Consider the following 16,812-nt stretch of genomic DNA (forward strand, 5'->3'; position numbering starts at 1 on the left):
ACGGAGTACTCCGGGCGGGCAGTCGGCGCTGAAGCAGAAACCCTCACGACGCGAGCCGTGAGAATCCCCCTCGTTCACGAGGGGGAGAAGTCAAGAGCGGACGCCCACAGGAGGAGGGGTGACACGGTCGGGGACTTCGCGCTGCCCGACGAGACCGGCACCGTACGACGGCTGACCGACCTGCTCGCCGAGGGGCCGGTGGTGCTCTTCTTCTACCCGGCCGCCCTGAGCCCCGGCTGCACCGCCCAGGCCTGCCACTTCCGTGACCTGGCCGCCGAGTTCGCCGCCGTCGGCGCTCGCCCGGTGGGTATCAGCGGGGACGACGTCGAGCGGCAGGCGGAGTTCGCCGGACGGCACACCCTGGGCATGCCGCTGCTGTCCGACCCCGACGGCACCGTACGCGAGCGTTTCGGGGTGAAACGGGGCATCGCCCTGGCGCCCACCAGGCGGGCCACCTTCGTCATCGCGCCGGACCGGACCGTCCTCGAGGTGGTGCGCAGCGAACTGCGGATGAACACGCACGCCGACCGGGCGCTCGCCGCGCTGCGTGAGCACCGTGCCTGAGACCGCCCGGGAGACCCGGCAGCCGCGGTTGAGAGCGGGCGGTTCTGGGCCGATGCTGGACCAATGGAAGAGGCCTCCGCCGCGGTGGTCGTCGACGCCCGCGGCGTCGTGACGGGGTGGAGCGAGGGAGCCCGCGAACTGACTGGGCTCTCGGCCGCCGAGGCCGTGGGGCGGGCCGTGCATGACCTCCTCACCGAGGCCACCCCGCCCAAAATTCCGCCCGTGCCCTCCGGAAGCGTCGTGGTGCGCCACCGCGACGGCCGCCTCGTACCGCTCCGGCTGACGGTCTGCCCCGTGTCCGGCACGGGGGGCGCACCCGGCGGGTACGTGATCACCGCGGAGCCCGCAGAACCGGCCGAGAGGACACTGGCGGGAGGGGCCTTCCAGCAGGCGTCCCTGGCGATGTCCGTCCTCGACACCGAGCAGCGTTTCGTCCGCCTCAACGCCGCCGCCTGCGAGGCGCTGGGCGAAGACGAGGAGGAACTGCTCGGACGGACCTTCCTCGACACGGCGGGGCGGACGGAGCACACCCTTGCTGTCGGCCGGTCGCTGCGCCATGTCGCGGAAACCGGTGAGCCCTTGCACCACGAGAGCTACGGCCAGGCGCCCTCCTCCTCCCGGCGCCACGCCTGGAACGTCGAGATGTGGCCGGTCCGCGACCTCACCGGAGAGGTGATCGGCACCGCGATGACGGGCCTGGACAGCACCGAGCAGCACAAGGCCCGGCACCGGCTGGCCCTGGTGAACGAGGCGGCAACCGCCATCGGCACCTCCCTGGACGTCGTACGTACGGCCGAGGAGCTCGTGGACATCCTGGTGCCGGCGTTCGCCGACTTCGCCGCCGTCGATCTGCTCGACTGGGTCCTCGGCGCCGACGAACCCCCGCTCCGGCCGGACACCGGGGTGGCGCTGCGCCGGGTGGCGCACGGCTCTGCCACCGAGGGCCCCGAGGGAGTCATGCACCTCGGCCGGACGGACGTCTGTCCGCCCTTCTCCCCGCAGGCGCGCGCCATGCGCGAAGGCAGGGCGGTGCTCACCCGCGCGGGTGAGCCGGACTTCGACCGGTGGATGGGTGAGCGCGGCGCACAGGACCCCGCCGTCCGCCGCCACGTCGCCGGGATCCACTCCCAGCTGTCCGTACCGCTGCGGGCCCGCGGTACCACGCTTGGCGTCGTGGTCGCCGTGCGCCAGGACAATCCCGACGGGTACGCCGCCGCCGACGCCGTCCTCGCCGAGGATCTCGCCAGCCGGGCGGCCGTCTGCATCGACAACGCCCGCCGCTTCGTCCGCGAGCGCACCACCGCGCTGGCACTCCAGCACAGCCTGCTGCCGAAAGGACTTCCGGGCCAGGCGGCCGTCGAGGTCGCCCACCGGTATCTGCCATCGGGGTCGGCGGCCGGCATCGGCGGCGACTGGTTCGACGTCATCCCGCTGGCGGGCAGCCGGGTCGGCCTGGTCGTGGGCGACGTCGTCGGCCACGGCATTCCCTCCACGGCGGCCATGGGACGGCTGTTCACCGCCGTGCGCACCCTGGCCGACGTCGATCTGCCGCCCGACGAACTCCTCACCCACCTGGACGACCTGGTCCTGCACCTCGCCGCCGCGGACGGTGACCACGATGTGGCCGAGCTGGGCGCCACCTGCCTGTACGCCGTCTACGACCCCCTCTCCCGCTGTCTGACCGCCGCAGCCGCCGGACATCCGGCACCCGTCGTCGTGCTGCCCGACGGGACGAGCCTGATCGTCCCCGTGGACGCGGGTCCGCCGCTGGGCGTCGGAGGACTGCCGTTCGAGGCGACGGAGCTCCAGCTGCCCGAGGGCTCCGTCGTCGCCCTCTACACCGACGGTCTGGTCGCGGACCGTGACCGCGACATCGACCACGCCACCGGTGAACTGTGCCGCGCCCTGGCCGTGCCCGTCCGCTCCCTTGACGCCCTGTGCGACGGCGTGCTGAAGGCCGTACTGCCCGAGGAGCCCGGGGACGACGTGGCCCTGCTGCTGGCCCGCACACGGACCCTCGGTGCCGACCGGGTCGCCACGCGGGACGTGCGGCCCGACCCCGAGGAGGTGGCCGCCGCCCGCCGGTGGGCCACCGGCATGCTGAGTGAGTGGGGACTGGACGAGATCGCCTTCGTCACCGAACTGGTCGTCAGCGAACTGGTCACCAACGCCATCAGATACGGCGTGCCGCCCGTCCGGCTGCGGCTCATCCGCGACCGCACCCTCATCTGCGAGGTCGCCGACGCCAGCTCCACCTCACCGCACCTGCGGCGCGCCCACGCCTACGACGAGGGCGGCCGCGGGCTGCTGCTGGTGGCCCAGCTCACCCATCGCTGGGGCAGCCGGCAGACGGACCGCGGCAAGACGATCTGGGCCGAGCAGCACTTGCCGGGGCGCTGATCCGCCGGCCGCGGCCCGGACCCCGTGGTCCTCGTCGGCGGGGCCCCTTCGGGACCGACCAGGACTTCAGTATGTCGCCCACCTGGAGGCGGAAGTCGAAGTGCGTCGTCCGCGCGTCATGGATCCGCACGACGAAGCGGGGCTCTCCGCCCGGCTCCGCCGCGCTTCCGGGTTCACCGGTCCGGTCGAAGTCACGCTCGCCGTGGTGGTCCCGCGGCAGGTTCCGTTCGCCCACCGTGCCGCTCCTCGCCGTACGTCACCACCGCACACGCGGGCGCCGGGTACCCGGTCAGAACTCCTCGTGCACCTCCGGGTCCCCGCCGATCCGCCGGTGGGCGCGCTCGGCGATCGTCCGCATCTGGGCGGCGTCCAGTTCGAAGCCGAACACGTCGAGGTTGGCGCGCTGCCGCCCGGGGTCGGAGGACTTGGGGACGGGGAGCACGCCCAGCTGGATGTGCCAGCGCAGCACCGCCTGGGCCGGGGTGACCCCGTGCGCCTCGGCGACGGCGGCCACGGCCAGGTCGTCCAGCAGTGTCGAGCCCCGGCCGAGCGGGCTCCAGCTCTCGACGAGTACACCCTTGTCCGCGTGGTAGGAACGCAGCTCCTCCTGGGGGAAGAAGGGGTGCAGCTCGATCTGGTTGACCGAGGGCAGCACCCCGGTCTCCTTCTCCAGCCGCTCGATGTGGCCGGGCGTGAAGTTGGAGACGCCGATCGACCGGACCGATCCGTCCTGGCGCAGTTTGATCATGGCCTTCCAGGAGTCGACGTACTTGTCGACGCGGGGGAGCGGCCAGTGGATCAGAAAGAGGTCGACGTACTCCAGGCCCAGCCGGGCCCGGGACTCCTCGAAGGAGGCGAGGGTCTCCTCGTAGCCGTGGTGCCGGCCCGGCAGCTTCGTCGTCACGAGGATCTCCTCCCGGGGCACGCCGGCCGCGGCCACGGCACGGCCGACACCGGTCTCGTTACGGTAGTTCGTCGCCGTGTCGACCAGGCGGTACCCCGTCTCCAGGGCCGTGCCCACCGCGCGCTCCGCCTCGGCGTCGTCCATCGGCCAGGTGCCCAGACCCAGGGCGGGAAGAGTGGTGCCGTCGTTGAGGGTGTGACTCGGGATGCTGATCACGAGGGGACCTTCCCGTTGACAGTGTCGTCCCCCCAGCGTCGGGGACGGTGGGGGGCGTGATCAACCGGACGGGCGGGCCCGTACCGGGCGAGGCCCTGTCGCCAGGCCCGCGCTTCGCTGCCACGATCTTCCCGGAAGCCGGTCCGTACGAAACCGGCGGTGACGGCCGACGGAGAGGGGCAGCATGACGGTGGACAGGAGCGGCATGGCGGAGGGGGAGCGGACCGGGACCCTGGAGGTACACCCTGTCACCGGGCACATCGGGGCGGACATCACCGGCGTCGACCTCGCCGGAGGCCTCGACGGCGCCGTGATCGCCGGGATCAGGGCGGCGGTGCTGCGCTGGAAGGTGGTGTTCTTCCGCGGACAGCACCTCGACCACGCCGCCCATGTGGCGCTGGCCCGCCGGTTCGGCGAACCGGTCGTGCTGCCCCGGCGCGGAAGGGCCTCTCCTCCGGACTTCCCCGAGGTCGAGACGACCGCCGACCGCCTGGAGCTGGGCGGACGGTTCGGTATGGAGCACGACGAGTGGCTGCGGCGCCGCCGCCACACCCTGCTGCGCGGCTGGCACTGCGACCACGGCGCCCGCGTCGACCCGCCGGCCGCGACGATCCTGCGCGCCGAGACCGTCCCGCCCTACGGCGGCGACACCACCTGGTCGAATCTCGCCGCGGCCTACGCCGGACTGTCCGCACCGCTGCGCGAGTTCGCCGACCGGCTGCGCGCCGAGCACCGGCTGGGGGTGGGCTACCAGCCACGGCCCGGCGACGACGCCTATCTGCGCCATCTGCTGGACCACCAGACCGCCTCCGAGCATCCGCTGGTGCGCGTCCATCCGGAGACCGGGGAGCGGGTGCTGTTCGTCAACGGCTACTACCTCGAACAGATCACCGGCCTGTCCCGCCCCGAGAGCGCGGCCGTCCTGGAGATGCTCCTCGAGCAGGCCACCCGGCCCGAGTACACCGTGCGCCTGCGCTGGGAGCCGGGCAGCGTGGCCTTCTGGGACAACCGGGCCACCATCCATCTGGCCCCGGGCGACACCGCCCACCTCGGTCACCCGCGGATCATGCACCGCGTGATGCTCGCCGGTGACGTCCCCGTGGGCGTGGACGGACGGCCCTCGCAGCCCCTCACCGGCACCGCACCGGGCCGCTGGTAGCGGTCCGCACTCACCTCAGCGGGATGGTCACCTCGTCCTCGACCGGCGGGGCGACCTCGTGCGCGCGCAGACCCGTGGCCGCGTGACAGCGCAGCCGGATCACCTCCGGGCTCACGTCGAGGCGAAGGAAACTCTTGAAGAACGGCGGGCTGGAAGTGACCGAACCCGGGGAGAACACCGACGTGTAGGCCTTGCGCACGGGCAGCCGGAACCGCTTGCCCCGGTCCGGCCGACGGCCGGTGCCGAGCAGCCCCGCGACCAGCCGCATCCGGCGGGTGACCCGGGGCGGAGCACCCGCGGCGCGGGTGGGCCCGATGCCGAGACGCTCGGCGATCACGGCCATCGCCTCGGCGTCGGTGAGGGCGAAGAAGCGCCGCAGCCGCAGCCGCCGCCCGTAGAGGGCGCTGTAGAAGGCGAGGGAGTCGCCGCGCAGCGGATAGCAGCGGAAGTCCCGCTCGGTGACACCGGCGACATCGACCCGGGGGATGGTGTGGGTGGCGTGTGTGAAGGCGCCCGATCCGCCCGCCACCACGTACTGCAGGGTGCGGCCGTCGTCCAGTCGCACCGGGTAGCGCTGGTAGTTGTGGATGTCCCCGCCTATCGCGGCCACGTAGTGGTGAGCGGGGTCGCGGACGATGTCGTCGACGGTGCCGCCGCCCTCGATCGGGCACGGGTGGTGCTTGCCGTCCACGTACAGGGGCGAGCCCGTGACGAGTATCTTCGGGCGCGGACCCCGGGACGACTCCCGGAGCCAGGCGCCCTGTTCGGCGTCGACCGTGCCCAGCAGCCCGGTGTCGATGCCGATGATCCGCACCGGTCCGGCGTCGATCGCCCAGTACGGCCCCGGCTGCACGGCGCGCTGGGCGGGCCCGGAGCGCAGCGTGCGCGCCTCGGCGAGACGCCCGCCGTCCCCGGGGCGCGGCCGGTGCCACAGCAGGGAGCGCAGCCAGGCCCGGGTGAGAGGGCGCGGTGCGGGCCCGGGCGGCAGCGGAGGGGCGTCGTCGCAGAAGACGCGCATGAAGCCGGCCAGGTCCTCGTACCAGTCGTGGTTGCCCGGTATCGCGTAGACCGGGGCCCGGTAGTCCCGGTACGGGCGGAAGAATTTGGCGTCGTAGTCGTCGGCGCTGCCCACCGGATAGATCACATCGCTGGCGAGCACGGTGAAGGCGGTGTCCCGGCCCTCTTTCAGCAGGCCCGGCACGACCGCGTACTGGGGCTCGCCGCCCTCGCCGGTGTCGCCGATGACCAGGAACGAGAACCGGTCCGGGTCGTCGCGCCGGATCACCTTGTCGGCCGGCGCTCCGGCCGCCGACCGCTGGGCCACCCATCGGGCGCGGACACCGCCCGTGGGATCCCCGAACCACGAGGCCAGTACGCCGTTGCGGGCGGCCCACAGCGTTCTCGGGTCGAGCCAGGAGATCTTCCGGACCTGGTGCGGCATCAGCTGCCGGTACGCACCGCGTTCGGCGGCGCCCCAGCCGGCACCCTCTGCGGTATCGCGTGAAGAATCGGACACCGGTGCACCGTAACAACGGGGCCGCGGACCGCCGGAGGCCGGGTGTCCCACGGCGAGGGGGCGAACCCTCGCCGCGGGAAGGCGAGTTGGCGGCGGACATCAGAAGGTGCGCGCCAACAGACCGAGCAGCGCGGCCCAGTGACGTTCGTCCGCCTCCTTGTCATAGGCGGCCGTGTCGGACTGGGTGTATCCGTGCCCCGCTCCGGTGTACACCTCGCAGCGGTGGCGGACACCGGCGTCCGTCAGGGCCCGCTCCAGGCGCTCGATCTGCTCCGCGGGCAGCGACGGGTCCCGGTCGGCGTGCCCGAAGTAGAGCTCGGCGGTGATCCGGCCGGCGAGCAGATGGGGACTGTCCCGCGCGTCCGACGCCAGCCGGCCCCCGTGGAAGCCGGCCGCGGCGGCCACCCGTTCCGGATGGGTGCCGGCCGTGCGCAGGGACAGCGCCGCGCCCATGCAGTAGCCGGTCACCGCCACCGGGCCGTCGGCCGCCACCGGACACTCGGCCAGCCACCGCAGATACGCTCCGGCGTCCCGTGCCGCCCGCTCGGGCGTGAGCTGCTGCATCGTCGGCATCAGGCGCCGCAGCAGCCTGCCCCGCGAGGCGTCGTCGATGAACTCCGGGAGGTCGGCCACCGGTGCGGGTCCGCGCCGGTAGAACACGTTCGGCGCCAGGACGGTGTAGCCGGCCTCCGCCAGCCGGTCGGCCATCTTCCGCAGCCGCGGACGCAGCCCGAAGGCGTCAGTGTAGAACAGCACCGCCGGCCGGGGAGCCCCGTCGGAGGGATGCGTCAGGTACGCGTCGGCTGTCCCGTCCTCGGTGGGGACGCCGACATCGCTTCCCGTCACGGCGCTCAACGCCGGCCCGCCTCCGGTCACTCGAACCGCGAGACGTCGCCCGCGCCCCGCCGTACGATCTCCGCCTCGCCGCCGGAGAAGTCGATCACCGTGGTCGGCTCGGTGCCGCAGTCCCCGGAGTCGAGCACCGCGTCCACCTGGTGGTCGAGCCGGTCCTTGATCTCCCAGCCCTGGGTCATCGGCTCGTCCTCCCCGGGCAGCAACAGGGTGCTGGACAGCAGGGGCTCACCGAGTTCCGCCAGCAGGGCCTGGGTGACGACATGGTCGGGGATGCGTACGCCGACGGTCTTCTTCTTGGCGTGCTGGAGCATGCGTGGCACCTCCTTCGTCGCGGGCAGGATGAAGGTGTAGCTGCCCGGAGTGGATGCCTTGACCGCGCGGAACACGTCGTTGTCGATCCGTACGAACTGACCGAGCTGCGCGAAGTCCCGGCACACCAGGGTGAAGTGATGCCGGTCGTCCAGTTTGCGGATGGTGCGGATCCGGTCGATGCCGTCGCGGCTGCCCAGCCGGCAGCCGAGCGCGTAGCAGGAGTCCGTGGGGTACGCGATCAGGGCGCCGGAGCGGATGCTGTCGGCGACCTGGCCGATGGTGCGCGGCTGGGGGTTGTCGGGGTGCACGTCGAAGTACTTCGCCATTCACCGAGCTTATGCCGCCCGCACGGGAGCACCGCACACCGCAGGGTCCCGCGCCCTCGCGTCCGGGGCGTGGTGCCGCGCCGCGTGGGCCGCGCACACGGGTGCGGTAACGTCCCCGACCTGGGCCGGGACGGCGACGAGACGAAGGGGAATCCGAGGTGGCAGGCCGTGACGACGGAATCCGGCGGACGCCGGGGGCGACGGGGGAGCCCTCGACCTGGGCACAGGAGCTGCTGGAGCATCTGCGGCCGGCCGGGCGGGACGCCCGCAGGGTCGTCGACTGGCTGGCCGGCACCGCGGGTGCGGAGGTCTCCCTCCAGGATGCCGCCGGAACCCTCCTCGCCGGAACCCGGCTGCCACTGGACGAGTCCCTCGTCGCCGACCTCGGATCCGGCCGGATCGCCTCCGCCGCCTGGGAGGGGGAGGGACGCCATCAGCGCCTGGTGAGCATCGGCCGTCCCACGGGCGCCTGTGTGCTGGCCGTCTCCCGCGAGACCCCCTTCGACCGGCACATCGCCGACGTCGTCATCCACACCGCCCAGGTGATCGAGCTCCTGCTGGCCGCCCACGAGACCACCGCGGCCGGGCGCCGGCTCCGGCGGGCCACGGCCGATCTGCGGCTGGCGATCCTGCAGTTGCTGATGGTCGAGGACACCGTGGCGGCCCGCCGGGTGGCCGCGGGACTCTGGCCGGGTCTGCTGGACGCCGAGACGGCGTGCGTCTACGTCGTCGAGTCCGCACCCGACCGGCGCGAACGGCTCGTGGCGGAGTGCCTGGACACCACGCGGGACGAGGCGCTGGTCGTGCGGTGCCCCGCGATGGACGGGCATGTCATCGTCGTCAGCCCCCGCCCGAGCACCGCGTCCGATCTGCGGTCACTGGTCGGACAGCACCCCGGCACCTTCCTCGGTGGCAGCGTGTGGCAGAGCCTCGCCCGTACCGCCACCGCGTACGGACAGGCCGTCAGCGCGCTCGCCGTGGCGCGCTTCCGGGCGGACAAGACGGCCGTGTACGCCGAACGCACCCACCCCGAGCGGCTGATGGACCCCGCCGCCCTGCGGGGCTGGGCGGGCCGGGTGCTGCGTCCGCTGGACGCGCTGGCCCACCACACCCGGGCCGAACTCCTCGCCACCACCCGTCTCGGCCTGGAGTTCACCGCCGTGAACACCGCCAAGATCCTCGGCGTCAGCCGCAATACCGTGCGGGCCCGCATGGAACGCGTCGAGGCCGCGCTCGGCGTCGACTTCGACGACATCACCGCCCGCGCCGTCGTCCATCTGGCGCTCCACACCCAGATCAACCTCCTGGACGGGCAGGCGGGGCCTCACCCGGGCACGCACTCCCCGGGCCTCGCCGGTCTGCTGGCCGACCCGGCCGTCGGCGCCTGGGCCCGGGAACTGCTGGGTCGCCTGGACCGCGATGCCCGCAACGTACGCCGCACCCTGCGCACCTGGATCGCCGCCGGGGGCAACGCCGAGCGGGCCGCGCAGACCCTGGGCGTCCACGCCCAGACCGTGCGCGAGCACGTGCGCAGCGCCGAACCGGTCCTCGAACGCCAGTTGCTGGCCACCGGAACCGATCTTTACGAGGTCGTGCTGGCCCATCTGGCGGTGGGCGATCTGGAGCAGCCGGTGCTCACGGCGGAGTAGGGCGGAGCAAAGCGGACCTTTCGGGCTCAGTTGTGCACGGATGAGTCCTCCGCCGGCCGCAGCGGGCATCGGTGCGATACACAGGCGCCCGCGCTCCGATTAGTTTCGAGTCATGGCGGGGGCACGACCGGAACGGGGGACCGGTCGCGCCTCCGCCCCTGGCCGCGGCGCGCCCTTTCCTTCGCCGCCGCGCACCCTTCTGTCCACGCCGCAACACGCCTTTCTGCTCGCCAGGGCGCGTCCGTCTCCTCGCCGCCGTGTGCCAGCGCCGCGGACGGGTACCCGAGCGCGGCTGTGAAGGCCCGCCCCTCCGGCATCACGGATCGGACGGGCGGTTGACGAGCACCGCGAGGAGGAGGCCCGATGACCAGCGAGACGGAGACCGGCGGCGCCACCGGCACGCAGGACAAGGACTACAACCTGATCTGGTACGTCGAGGCGTGCCTGAGCAACGCCCTGCGCCTGGAGGGCTACATCCAGGATGCCGAGCGCGCCAAGGACACCGAGGTGGCCGACCTGTTCCGCAAGGCCCAGGCGGACAGCCGCAAGGGCGCGGAACTGGGCAAGGGGCTGCTGCGCGCACGTCTGAACGGCGGCTGAAGCCGCTGCCGCACCGGTCCCGGTCACCGTGCACGGCACGGTGTCCGGGCCGCGCCGTGTTCCGGCCCGCCTCGCACCTGTCCGGTGCACGACGCCCACGGCCCGGTGGGCGATTGGTGCCCTACTGGTCAGGAGCCACAGGTGCTCCGGGGGCGACGCCCCATGCCTGAACCCGCTGTCGACGGCGCGGATCCGACGTACGACGACGAGGGTCCCCGGAAGGCCGGGAGCGTCCCCCTGATGATCATCCACGGCTGGACCGCGGACCGGCACCGCCGGGACCACCGGATGGCCCACAGCAGGTCATGGGGACTTCTGATGGCGGCGTCCACCCGGGTGCCGTTCCGGTTGTTCCTCGCCGCCGACATCCGGCGCGCCTTCGATGTCCTCGACCGGGCGGGCGGGATCCGCGGACCCGCCCTGATGGTGCACGGCCACCACTGCATCCGGCTCCCTGCGCACCAGATGCTGCGCAGGGCCAACGGCCACCCGGACGCCGAGGTCCGCATCCTGGACGCGGGCCACGAACTCCCGGTGGAAGCCCCCGGAACTCACCGCGGCCCTGGACCGCTTCCTCACCCGGCGTGCCCCCGTACGCCCGCACAGCCGACCGCTCCGAGTCGCCGCCCGCGGTGATGCGCGGCAGCATGACCCCCGTACGCACGCGACCGGGGGGATGACGAGCAGCGCAAGGAGCCCACCATCATGACGGACGTTTCGAGCCGGGGTCCCGCTCCGGGCGACGACCGCAAGGTACTCACCAACCGGCAGGGCCATCCGGTCTACGACAACCAGAACCAGCGCACGGTCGGTGCCCGAGGCCCCGCCACGCTGGAGAACTACCAGTTCCTGGAGAAGATCAGCCACTTCGACCGGGAACGCATCCCCGAGCGCGTCGTGCACGCGCGCGGGGTCACCGCCTACGGGTTCTTCGAGGCGTACGGGAAGTGGGGTGACGAGCCCGTCTCCCGCTACACCCGGGCCAAGCTCTTCCAGGAGCAGGGCAAGCGCACCGACGTGGCCGTCCGCTTCTCCACCGTCATCGGCGGACGTGACTCCTCCGAGGCGGCCCGCGACCCGCGCGGCTTCGCCGTGAAGTTCTACACGGAGGACGGCAACTGGGACCTCGTCGGCAACAACCTGGGCATCTTCTTCATCCGGGACGCGATCAAGTTCCCGGACGTCATCCACGCCCTCAAGCCGGACCCGGTCACCTTCGAGCAGCAGCCGCGGCGCATCTTCGACTTCATGTCGCAGACGCCCGAGTCCATGCACATGCTGGTCAACCTCTTCAGCCCGCGCGGCATCCCGGCGGACTACCGTCACATGCAGGGCTTCGGCGTGAACACCTACAAGTGGGTCAACGCCGAGGGTGACACCAAGCTGGTCAAGTACCACTGGATGCCCAAGCAGGGTGTGCGCTCCATGACCGAGGAGGACGCCGCGAACGTCCAGGCGGACTCCCTCGGCCACGCCACCAAGGACCTGTACGAGGCGGTCGCGCGCGGTGACCACCCCGAGTGGGAGCTGCTCGTCCAGATGATGGACGACCACGACCACCCGGAGCTCGACTTCGACCCGCTGGACGACACCAAGACCTGGCCCGAGCAGGACTTCCCCCCGAAGCCGGTGGGCCGCATGGTGCTCAACCGGATGCCGGACAACTACTTCGCCGAGAACGACCAGATCTCCTTCGGCACCGGCGTCCTCGTCGACGGCCTGGACTTCTCCGACGACAAGATGCTCGTCGGCCGGACCTTCTCCTACAGCGACACCCAGCGTCACCGGGTCGGCCCGAACTACCTGCAACTCCCCGTCAACCAGGCGAAGAACGCCGAGGTGCGCACCAACCAGCGCGACGGGCAGATGGCGTACCACGTCGACGACGGCGGGGAGAACCCGCAGGTCAACTACGAGCCGTCGATCACCGGCGGGCTGCGCGAGGGCGAGTACCCGACGCACGACGACCAGGGCCCGGAGATCGTGGGCCGGCTCACCCGCAAGCGCATCCCGCGCACCAACGACTACCTCCAGGCGGGCCAGCGCTACTGCCTGATGGAGGACTGGGAGCGCGACGACCTGGTGAAGAACTTCACCGGCCTGTTCGCCCAGTGCGACCGCGAGGTGCAGGAACGCATGGTCTGGCACTGCCTCCTGGCCGAGAACGACCTCGGCCGCCGGGTCGGCGAGGGCCTCGGCATCATGCCCGAGGACGTCGCCCACCTGGAACCGCTCGCGGGCCAGGACCTCACGGACGACGACCGTAAGCGGCTGGCCAGCCTCGGCGACAATCCGCCGCGCGACGTGGAAGGGCTCACCATGACCCACTGCGTCCCCAACGAACGGCACGTGGTGACCCGTTGAGCTGCCGCCCGGCAGCGGCCGCCGGCGCCACCGTGAGCACCTGCCCGACGTAGCCGCGGCCGAACAGCGCGGCGTGCACCAGCAGCGGGAACGGCTGGTGCACGCCGACGCGCGCCTCCGGTCGGCTAGCGGCTCCGCCTGCCGGTGGCCGTCCAGGACCGTGTCCGGATGGGCACAGCCGAACAGGGCGAGCATGGCGAGGCCGGTCTGCCGGTGCCCGCCGTGGGCCGCCGTCCCGGCCCGGACGGCGTCCGCGCCTCGGGCGGGCTGGACGCCCCCCACCCGCCCGTCGAGGGCTGTCTCGGTGAGCGAACCGGACAGCGTCCGCGCCCCGTGGCCGTCCGTCCGGTGAGTCGGGCCGCCACGGGCCCGGGTCGTGACGGGCCCGGGCCCGTCACCGTCCCGGCCGGCCGGACCGGAGAACAGGCGAGTGCGCGGGCTCCTCACCTACGCGGTGATGCCCGGCGTACGAGCCCGACCGCCGCCGAACGCTCACGCGGGACGGTGAAATCCCCGCGCCCGCCGATCGAACGGCGCCGCGCCGGGGGAGCAGTGGGAGCATGACGAGTTCATCGTTCCAGCGCACCCTCACCCTGCCCGCCTCGCTCTGTGAAAAGGCCGCACTGCACCTGGAGCAGGCGGCCAGACGGACGGTCGACGGAGCCGGAATCCCGCTGAAGGCGTTCCGTGCGGCCGCCGACAGCGACTACACCCTCCCCGTCTCCGTGGTCGAACAGGCGGCGGGCTGTCTGCTCGTCCTGGCCACGGAGACCGCGCAGACCGTGCGCCCCTCGGTCCTGCGCACCACGATCGGCGTCGCGCTCTGCCTGCGCGACGCCGTCGAGGCTGTCCACCAGCCCGCGCTCACCACCCGGTTCTGGTGACGGCACGCCGATTGCCTCCCGCCCCCGGGGGGAACCCGGCGCGTTCGCACCACCGACACTCCCAGGAGTAGGCATGAGTCTGTTGCGTGTCCTCGGCCGGCCGATGCTGGCATCGATGTTCGTCGCGGGCGGGCTGGATTCCGTCCGTCACCCCCGGAACGTCGCAGGCATCGCGGAGCCCGTCGTACGGTCCGTCACCGATCGCGTCCCGCTGCTGCCGGACAGCACCGAGGACTGCGTACGCCTCAGCGGCGCCGTCCAGGTCGTGGGCGGGCTGCTGCTGGCCACCGGACGCATGTCCCGCCCGGCCGCGCTCGCGATCGCCCTCACGCTGGTTCCCACGACGCTGGCCGCGCACCGTTTCTGGGAGGAGGAGGACCCCGACCAGAAGGCCCAGCAGCGCATCCACTTCCTGAAGAACCTCTCCATGCTCGGCGGTCTGCTGATCGCGGCGGACGACACCGGCTCCGCACCCTCGCTGCTGTGGCGCGGCCGGCACGCCGCCCACGACCTGCGACGCGACGCCCACCTCGTGCGCCACTCCGTCCGGGCCGGCGCCGGCCCCGCCGCGATGGCCGGCCGTGTCCGGGCCAGGCTGTCCTGCTGACCCACCGGGCGCGTTAGCACTCAGACGGCGGGGGGACCCGGGGGCGGAGTGGGCCCGGCCGGGTGCCACCACGAACCGGAGGTGAAGGACATGGGACACGGAGGCAACGTCATCGACGAACTGGTGACCGATCACCGGGAAGTCGAGGAGTTCTTCGGCAAGATCGAGGCACTGCCACCCGGCCACAAGGACCGCAAGGTGTACGCCGACCAGGCCACGATCGAGTTGGTCCGGCACTCCGTGGCCGAGGAGGCCTACCTCTACCCGGCCGTGCGCGAGCATGTGCCGAACGGGGGCGCTCTGGCGGACCAGGAGCTCGAGGACCACGCCACGGCCGAGCAGACCATGAAGGACCTGGAGGGCTGCGACGCGGGCGACGCCGAGTTCGACCGGCTCATCGGCGCGCTGATGGCCGAGATCCGCGAGCACATCGCCGACGAGGAGCAGAACCTCTTCCCGAAGCTGCGCGCGGCCTGCTCCCCGGAGCAACTCCACGAGCTCGGTGACAAGGTCCGGCAGGCGAAGAAGTCGGCCCCGACCCGGCCGCACCCGTCCGCCCCGGACAAGCCCCCCGCGAACAAGCTGCTGGCACCGGGCGTCGGAATGGTCGACCGGCTCCGGGACGCCCTGAGCGGACGCGGCAAGTCCACCTGAAACCGCGTGGTGAGGGCCCGCCGCTTCGAGCGGCGGGCCCTCACGCCTGCCCGCCCCTTGTGAGCAACCACACTCGTCACCGCAACTCCCCGGCGACCACAGCACATTTGACGTGCGCACCCCGGTGATCCCCGGCTGCCCGGAGCCGACTCGGCGCTCTCTTCTGCCACGATGGTCCGCGCCCAGTCCAGGCGGGGGAGCCGCCGCGCAGCGCAGCCGGCGTTCCGCTTCCCGCGCCCCCTTCGCTGAGCCCTCCGGCTCGTCTCCGAGTAGCGCACTGTGTCTTCCTCACACGCCCCTGCCCAGCCCGTCTCCCGCTCGCCCTGGCGGTCCCTGCGGCACCGCAGCATGCGCTGGTGGTCCGTCGCCAATTTCGTGTCCAATGCCGGTACGTGGATGCAGCTCACGGTGCAGAACCTGCTGGTCCTGCAGATCACCGGCTCCGCCGCCGCCACCGGTCTGTCCATGTCCGTGCAGGCCGCTCCCGCCCTGCTCATGAGTGTCCTCGGCGGCGCGGCGGTCGACCGCTGGCCGCGGAAACCGACGGCTGCCGTGAGCCAGGCCCTGCTGTCGGCGATCGCGTTCACCACGGCGGTCTTCGTGGCGCTGGACCGGCTGGACCTGACGTCCCTGATGGTGCTGGCCGCCGTCACCGGCATGGTCGCCACCGTGGACAACCCGGCCTGCGCCCTGTTGGGCAACGATCTCGTCCCCGCCGAGGACGTCCCCTCCGCCATCGGAGTGGGTGCCCTGGTCTTCAACGCGGGCCGGCTCGCGGGTGCCGCGCTCGCCGGTGTGACCGTCGGCTTCCTGGGCACCGCCGCCGCCTACTTCGCCAACGGGTTCTCCTTCCTCTTCGTGACCGCGGTCATCCCGTTCCTGCGCCCGGCGGCGGGTGCGGTCCGCCACGTCGCCGACAAGGGAGAACGCCCCCGGGCCCCCATGACCGTCCGTGAAGGGCTCACCTTCTTCGCCCGTCGGCCCCGGCTGATGGCGCTCGCCGGGGTCACCGGCGTCAGCGCGGTCTTCGGACGCAACTACGGGCTCACGCTCGCCGTCCTGGTCACCGGGCCGCTCGCGGGCGGCGCGGGCGCATTCGGCACGGTGTCCACGGTCCTCGCCGTCGGCGGGATCCTCGGTGCGGTGCTCGGCGCGCGGCTGCGCAGGCCGTCGGTGCGGCTGGTAGGAGCCCTCGCGGCGACGGGCGCGCTGCTCCAGGTGGTGGCGGGAATGTCACCGTCGCTTGCCGTGCTGCTGGTGCTGGTCCTGCCCATGGCCGTCGTCGAGTCGGTCTCCGACACCGCCGGAACGGCCGTCCTGCAGACCGACCCGCCCGCCCACCTGCGCGGACGCGTGCTCGGCGTCTGGGGCAGCGTCGGCACCGTGTGGGGCCTGGGCGGCCCGCCCGCCCTCGGCCTCCTCATGGAACTGGCCGGCCCGCGCGGCGCGCTGATCACCGGGGGCCTGATCATCGCCACGTCCATCACCGCAGGCCACCTGTGGCACACCCGCCGCTCGACCGCCCCCCTCCCGCTCCCCACGAAGAACACCCCCCGCCCCGCCCTGGAAACGGCGGCCTGACCCCCAGCCCGTCCGGCGCGTGAGGACGAGGCCGTCCAGGGCCGAAAGGCGGGGTCCGGGGCGCAGCCCCGGCGACGGTGACGGGAGGGACGGGACGGCGGGGGTCAGACACCCCCCGGAGAAAGCGGGGGTTGATACTGGTGAGCTCGCATGTTGAGGTGTCGTGTATTCGCTGGGCATCCACGACTTCGGTCACGGCGAGTAGCTGGTTCAGGGTGGTT

Annotated in this window: 14 protein-coding genes and 3 pseudogenes; 11 read left to right on the forward strand and 6 right to left on the reverse strand. The window is 72.5% G+C overall.

Features of this window, described 5'->3' with window-relative positions:
* Positions 1–57: 57 nt before the first annotated feature.
* Positions 58–564: a peroxiredoxin gene (locus tag ACZ5C2_RS37950; protein WP_468801449.1), complete on the forward strand. Its 507-nt coding sequence runs from the start codon at positions 58–60 to the stop codon at positions 562–564.
* Between the two features lie 63 nt (positions 565–627).
* On the forward strand, positions 628–2,964 hold the full coding sequence (locus tag ACZ5C2_RS37955) for a SpoIIE family protein phosphatase (RefSeq protein ID WP_468801451.1): 2,337 nt from the start codon (positions 628–630) through the stop codon (positions 2,962–2,964).
* A gap of 40 nt (positions 2,965–3,004) precedes the next feature.
* Here ACZ5C2_RS37955 and ACZ5C2_RS37960 read toward each other — a convergent pair.
* A pseudogene (locus tag ACZ5C2_RS37960) lies at positions 3,005–3,199 on the reverse strand (DNA polymerase ligase N-terminal domain-containing protein); the annotation flags it as partial.
* Between the two features lie 54 nt (positions 3,200–3,253).
* The gene (locus ACZ5C2_RS37965; RefSeq protein ID WP_468801452.1) at positions 3,254–4,084 is read right to left on the reverse strand and encodes an aldo/keto reductase; all 831 of its coding nucleotides are present in this window, start codon (positions 4,082–4,084) and stop codon (positions 3,254–3,256) included.
* 184 nt (positions 4,085–4,268) lie between these two features.
* Here ACZ5C2_RS37965 and ACZ5C2_RS37970 point away from each other — a divergent pair, with 184 nt between their 5' ends.
* Complete coding sequence (locus ACZ5C2_RS37970) at positions 4,269–5,243, forward strand: TauD/TfdA dioxygenase family protein (protein WP_468801454.1); 975 nt, start codon at positions 4,269–4,271, stop codon at positions 5,241–5,243.
* Positions 5,244–5,253: 10 nt separating this feature from the next.
* Here ACZ5C2_RS37970 and ACZ5C2_RS37975 read toward each other — a convergent pair whose 3' ends face one another.
* From ACZ5C2_RS37975 to ACZ5C2_RS37985, 3 genes are all read right to left on the reverse strand, one after another.
* On the reverse strand, positions 5,254–6,759 hold the full coding sequence (locus tag ACZ5C2_RS37975; protein WP_468801455.1) for a metallophosphoesterase family protein: 1,506 nt from the start codon (positions 6,757–6,759) through the stop codon (positions 5,254–5,256).
* A gap of 99 nt (positions 6,760–6,858) precedes the next feature.
* Positions 6,859–7,614 carry a dienelactone hydrolase family protein gene (locus tag ACZ5C2_RS37980; RefSeq protein ID WP_468801456.1) on the reverse strand — a complete coding sequence of 252 codons (756 nt, stop codon included), beginning with the start codon at positions 7,612–7,614 and terminating at the stop codon, positions 6,859–6,861.
* A 17-nt stretch (positions 7,615–7,631) separates the two neighbouring features.
* Positions 7,632–8,252, reverse strand: a complete 621-nt coding sequence (locus tag ACZ5C2_RS37985) for an L-threonylcarbamoyladenylate synthase (RefSeq protein ID WP_468801458.1) — start codon at positions 8,250–8,252, stop codon at positions 7,632–7,634.
* Between the two features lie 158 nt (positions 8,253–8,410).
* Between ACZ5C2_RS37985 and ACZ5C2_RS37990 the strand changes: the two genes are divergently transcribed.
* The 4 genes and pseudogenes from ACZ5C2_RS37990 to ACZ5C2_RS38005 all read left to right on the forward strand — a co-directional run bounded on the left by ACZ5C2_RS37990 (position 8,411) and on the right by ACZ5C2_RS38005 (position 12,865).
* Positions 8,411–9,901, forward strand: a complete 1,491-nt coding sequence (locus tag ACZ5C2_RS37990; protein ID WP_468801459.1) for a helix-turn-helix domain-containing protein — start codon at positions 8,411–8,413, stop codon at positions 9,899–9,901.
* A gap of 363 nt (positions 9,902–10,264) precedes the next feature.
* Entirely contained in the window at positions 10,265–10,501 is a 237-nt protein-coding gene (locus ACZ5C2_RS37995; RefSeq protein WP_468801461.1) for a hypothetical protein, read from the forward strand.
* Positions 10,502–10,663: 162 nt separating this feature from the next.
* Positions 10,664–11,087: pseudogene (locus ACZ5C2_RS38000) on the forward strand (alpha/beta fold hydrolase); the annotation flags it as partial.
* A 119-nt stretch (positions 11,088–11,206) separates the two neighbouring features.
* Entirely contained in the window at positions 11,207–12,865 is a 1,659-nt protein-coding gene (locus ACZ5C2_RS38005) for a catalase (RefSeq protein ID WP_468801463.1), read from the forward strand.
* Here the strand turns inward: ACZ5C2_RS38005 and ACZ5C2_RS38010 are convergent.
* A pseudogene (locus ACZ5C2_RS38010) lies at positions 12,816–13,096 on the reverse strand (hypothetical protein); the annotation flags it as partial. The gene ACZ5C2_RS38005 and the pseudogene ACZ5C2_RS38010 overlap by 50 nt on opposite strands.
* A 329-nt stretch (positions 13,097–13,425) precedes the next feature.
* Here ACZ5C2_RS38010 and ACZ5C2_RS38015 point away from each other — a divergent pair.
* The 4 genes from ACZ5C2_RS38015 to ACZ5C2_RS38030 all read left to right on the forward strand — a co-directional run bounded on the left by ACZ5C2_RS38015 (position 13,426) and on the right by ACZ5C2_RS38030 (position 16,591).
* The gene (locus ACZ5C2_RS38015) at positions 13,426–13,749 is read left to right on the forward strand and encodes a hypothetical protein (RefSeq protein WP_468801464.1); all 324 of its coding nucleotides are present in this window, start codon (positions 13,426–13,428) and stop codon (positions 13,747–13,749) included.
* A gap of 73 nt (positions 13,750–13,822) precedes the next feature.
* On the forward strand, positions 13,823–14,356 hold the full coding sequence (locus tag ACZ5C2_RS38020) for a DoxX family protein (RefSeq protein ID WP_468801465.1): 534 nt from the start codon (positions 13,823–13,825) through the stop codon (positions 14,354–14,356).
* Between the two features lie 90 nt (positions 14,357–14,446).
* On the forward strand, positions 14,447–15,010 hold the full coding sequence (locus ACZ5C2_RS38025; protein WP_468801467.1) for a hemerythrin domain-containing protein: 564 nt from the start codon (positions 14,447–14,449) through the stop codon (positions 15,008–15,010).
* A 348-nt stretch (positions 15,011–15,358) separates the two neighbouring features.
* A complete protein-coding gene (locus ACZ5C2_RS38030) occupies positions 15,359–16,591 on the forward strand; it encodes an MFS transporter (protein WP_468801469.1) in 1,233 nt (410 codons plus the stop codon).
* Positions 16,592–16,812: the final 221 nt, after the last annotated feature.

The sequence above is a fragment of the Streptomyces sp. NPDC031365 genome (assembly GCF_055569765.1).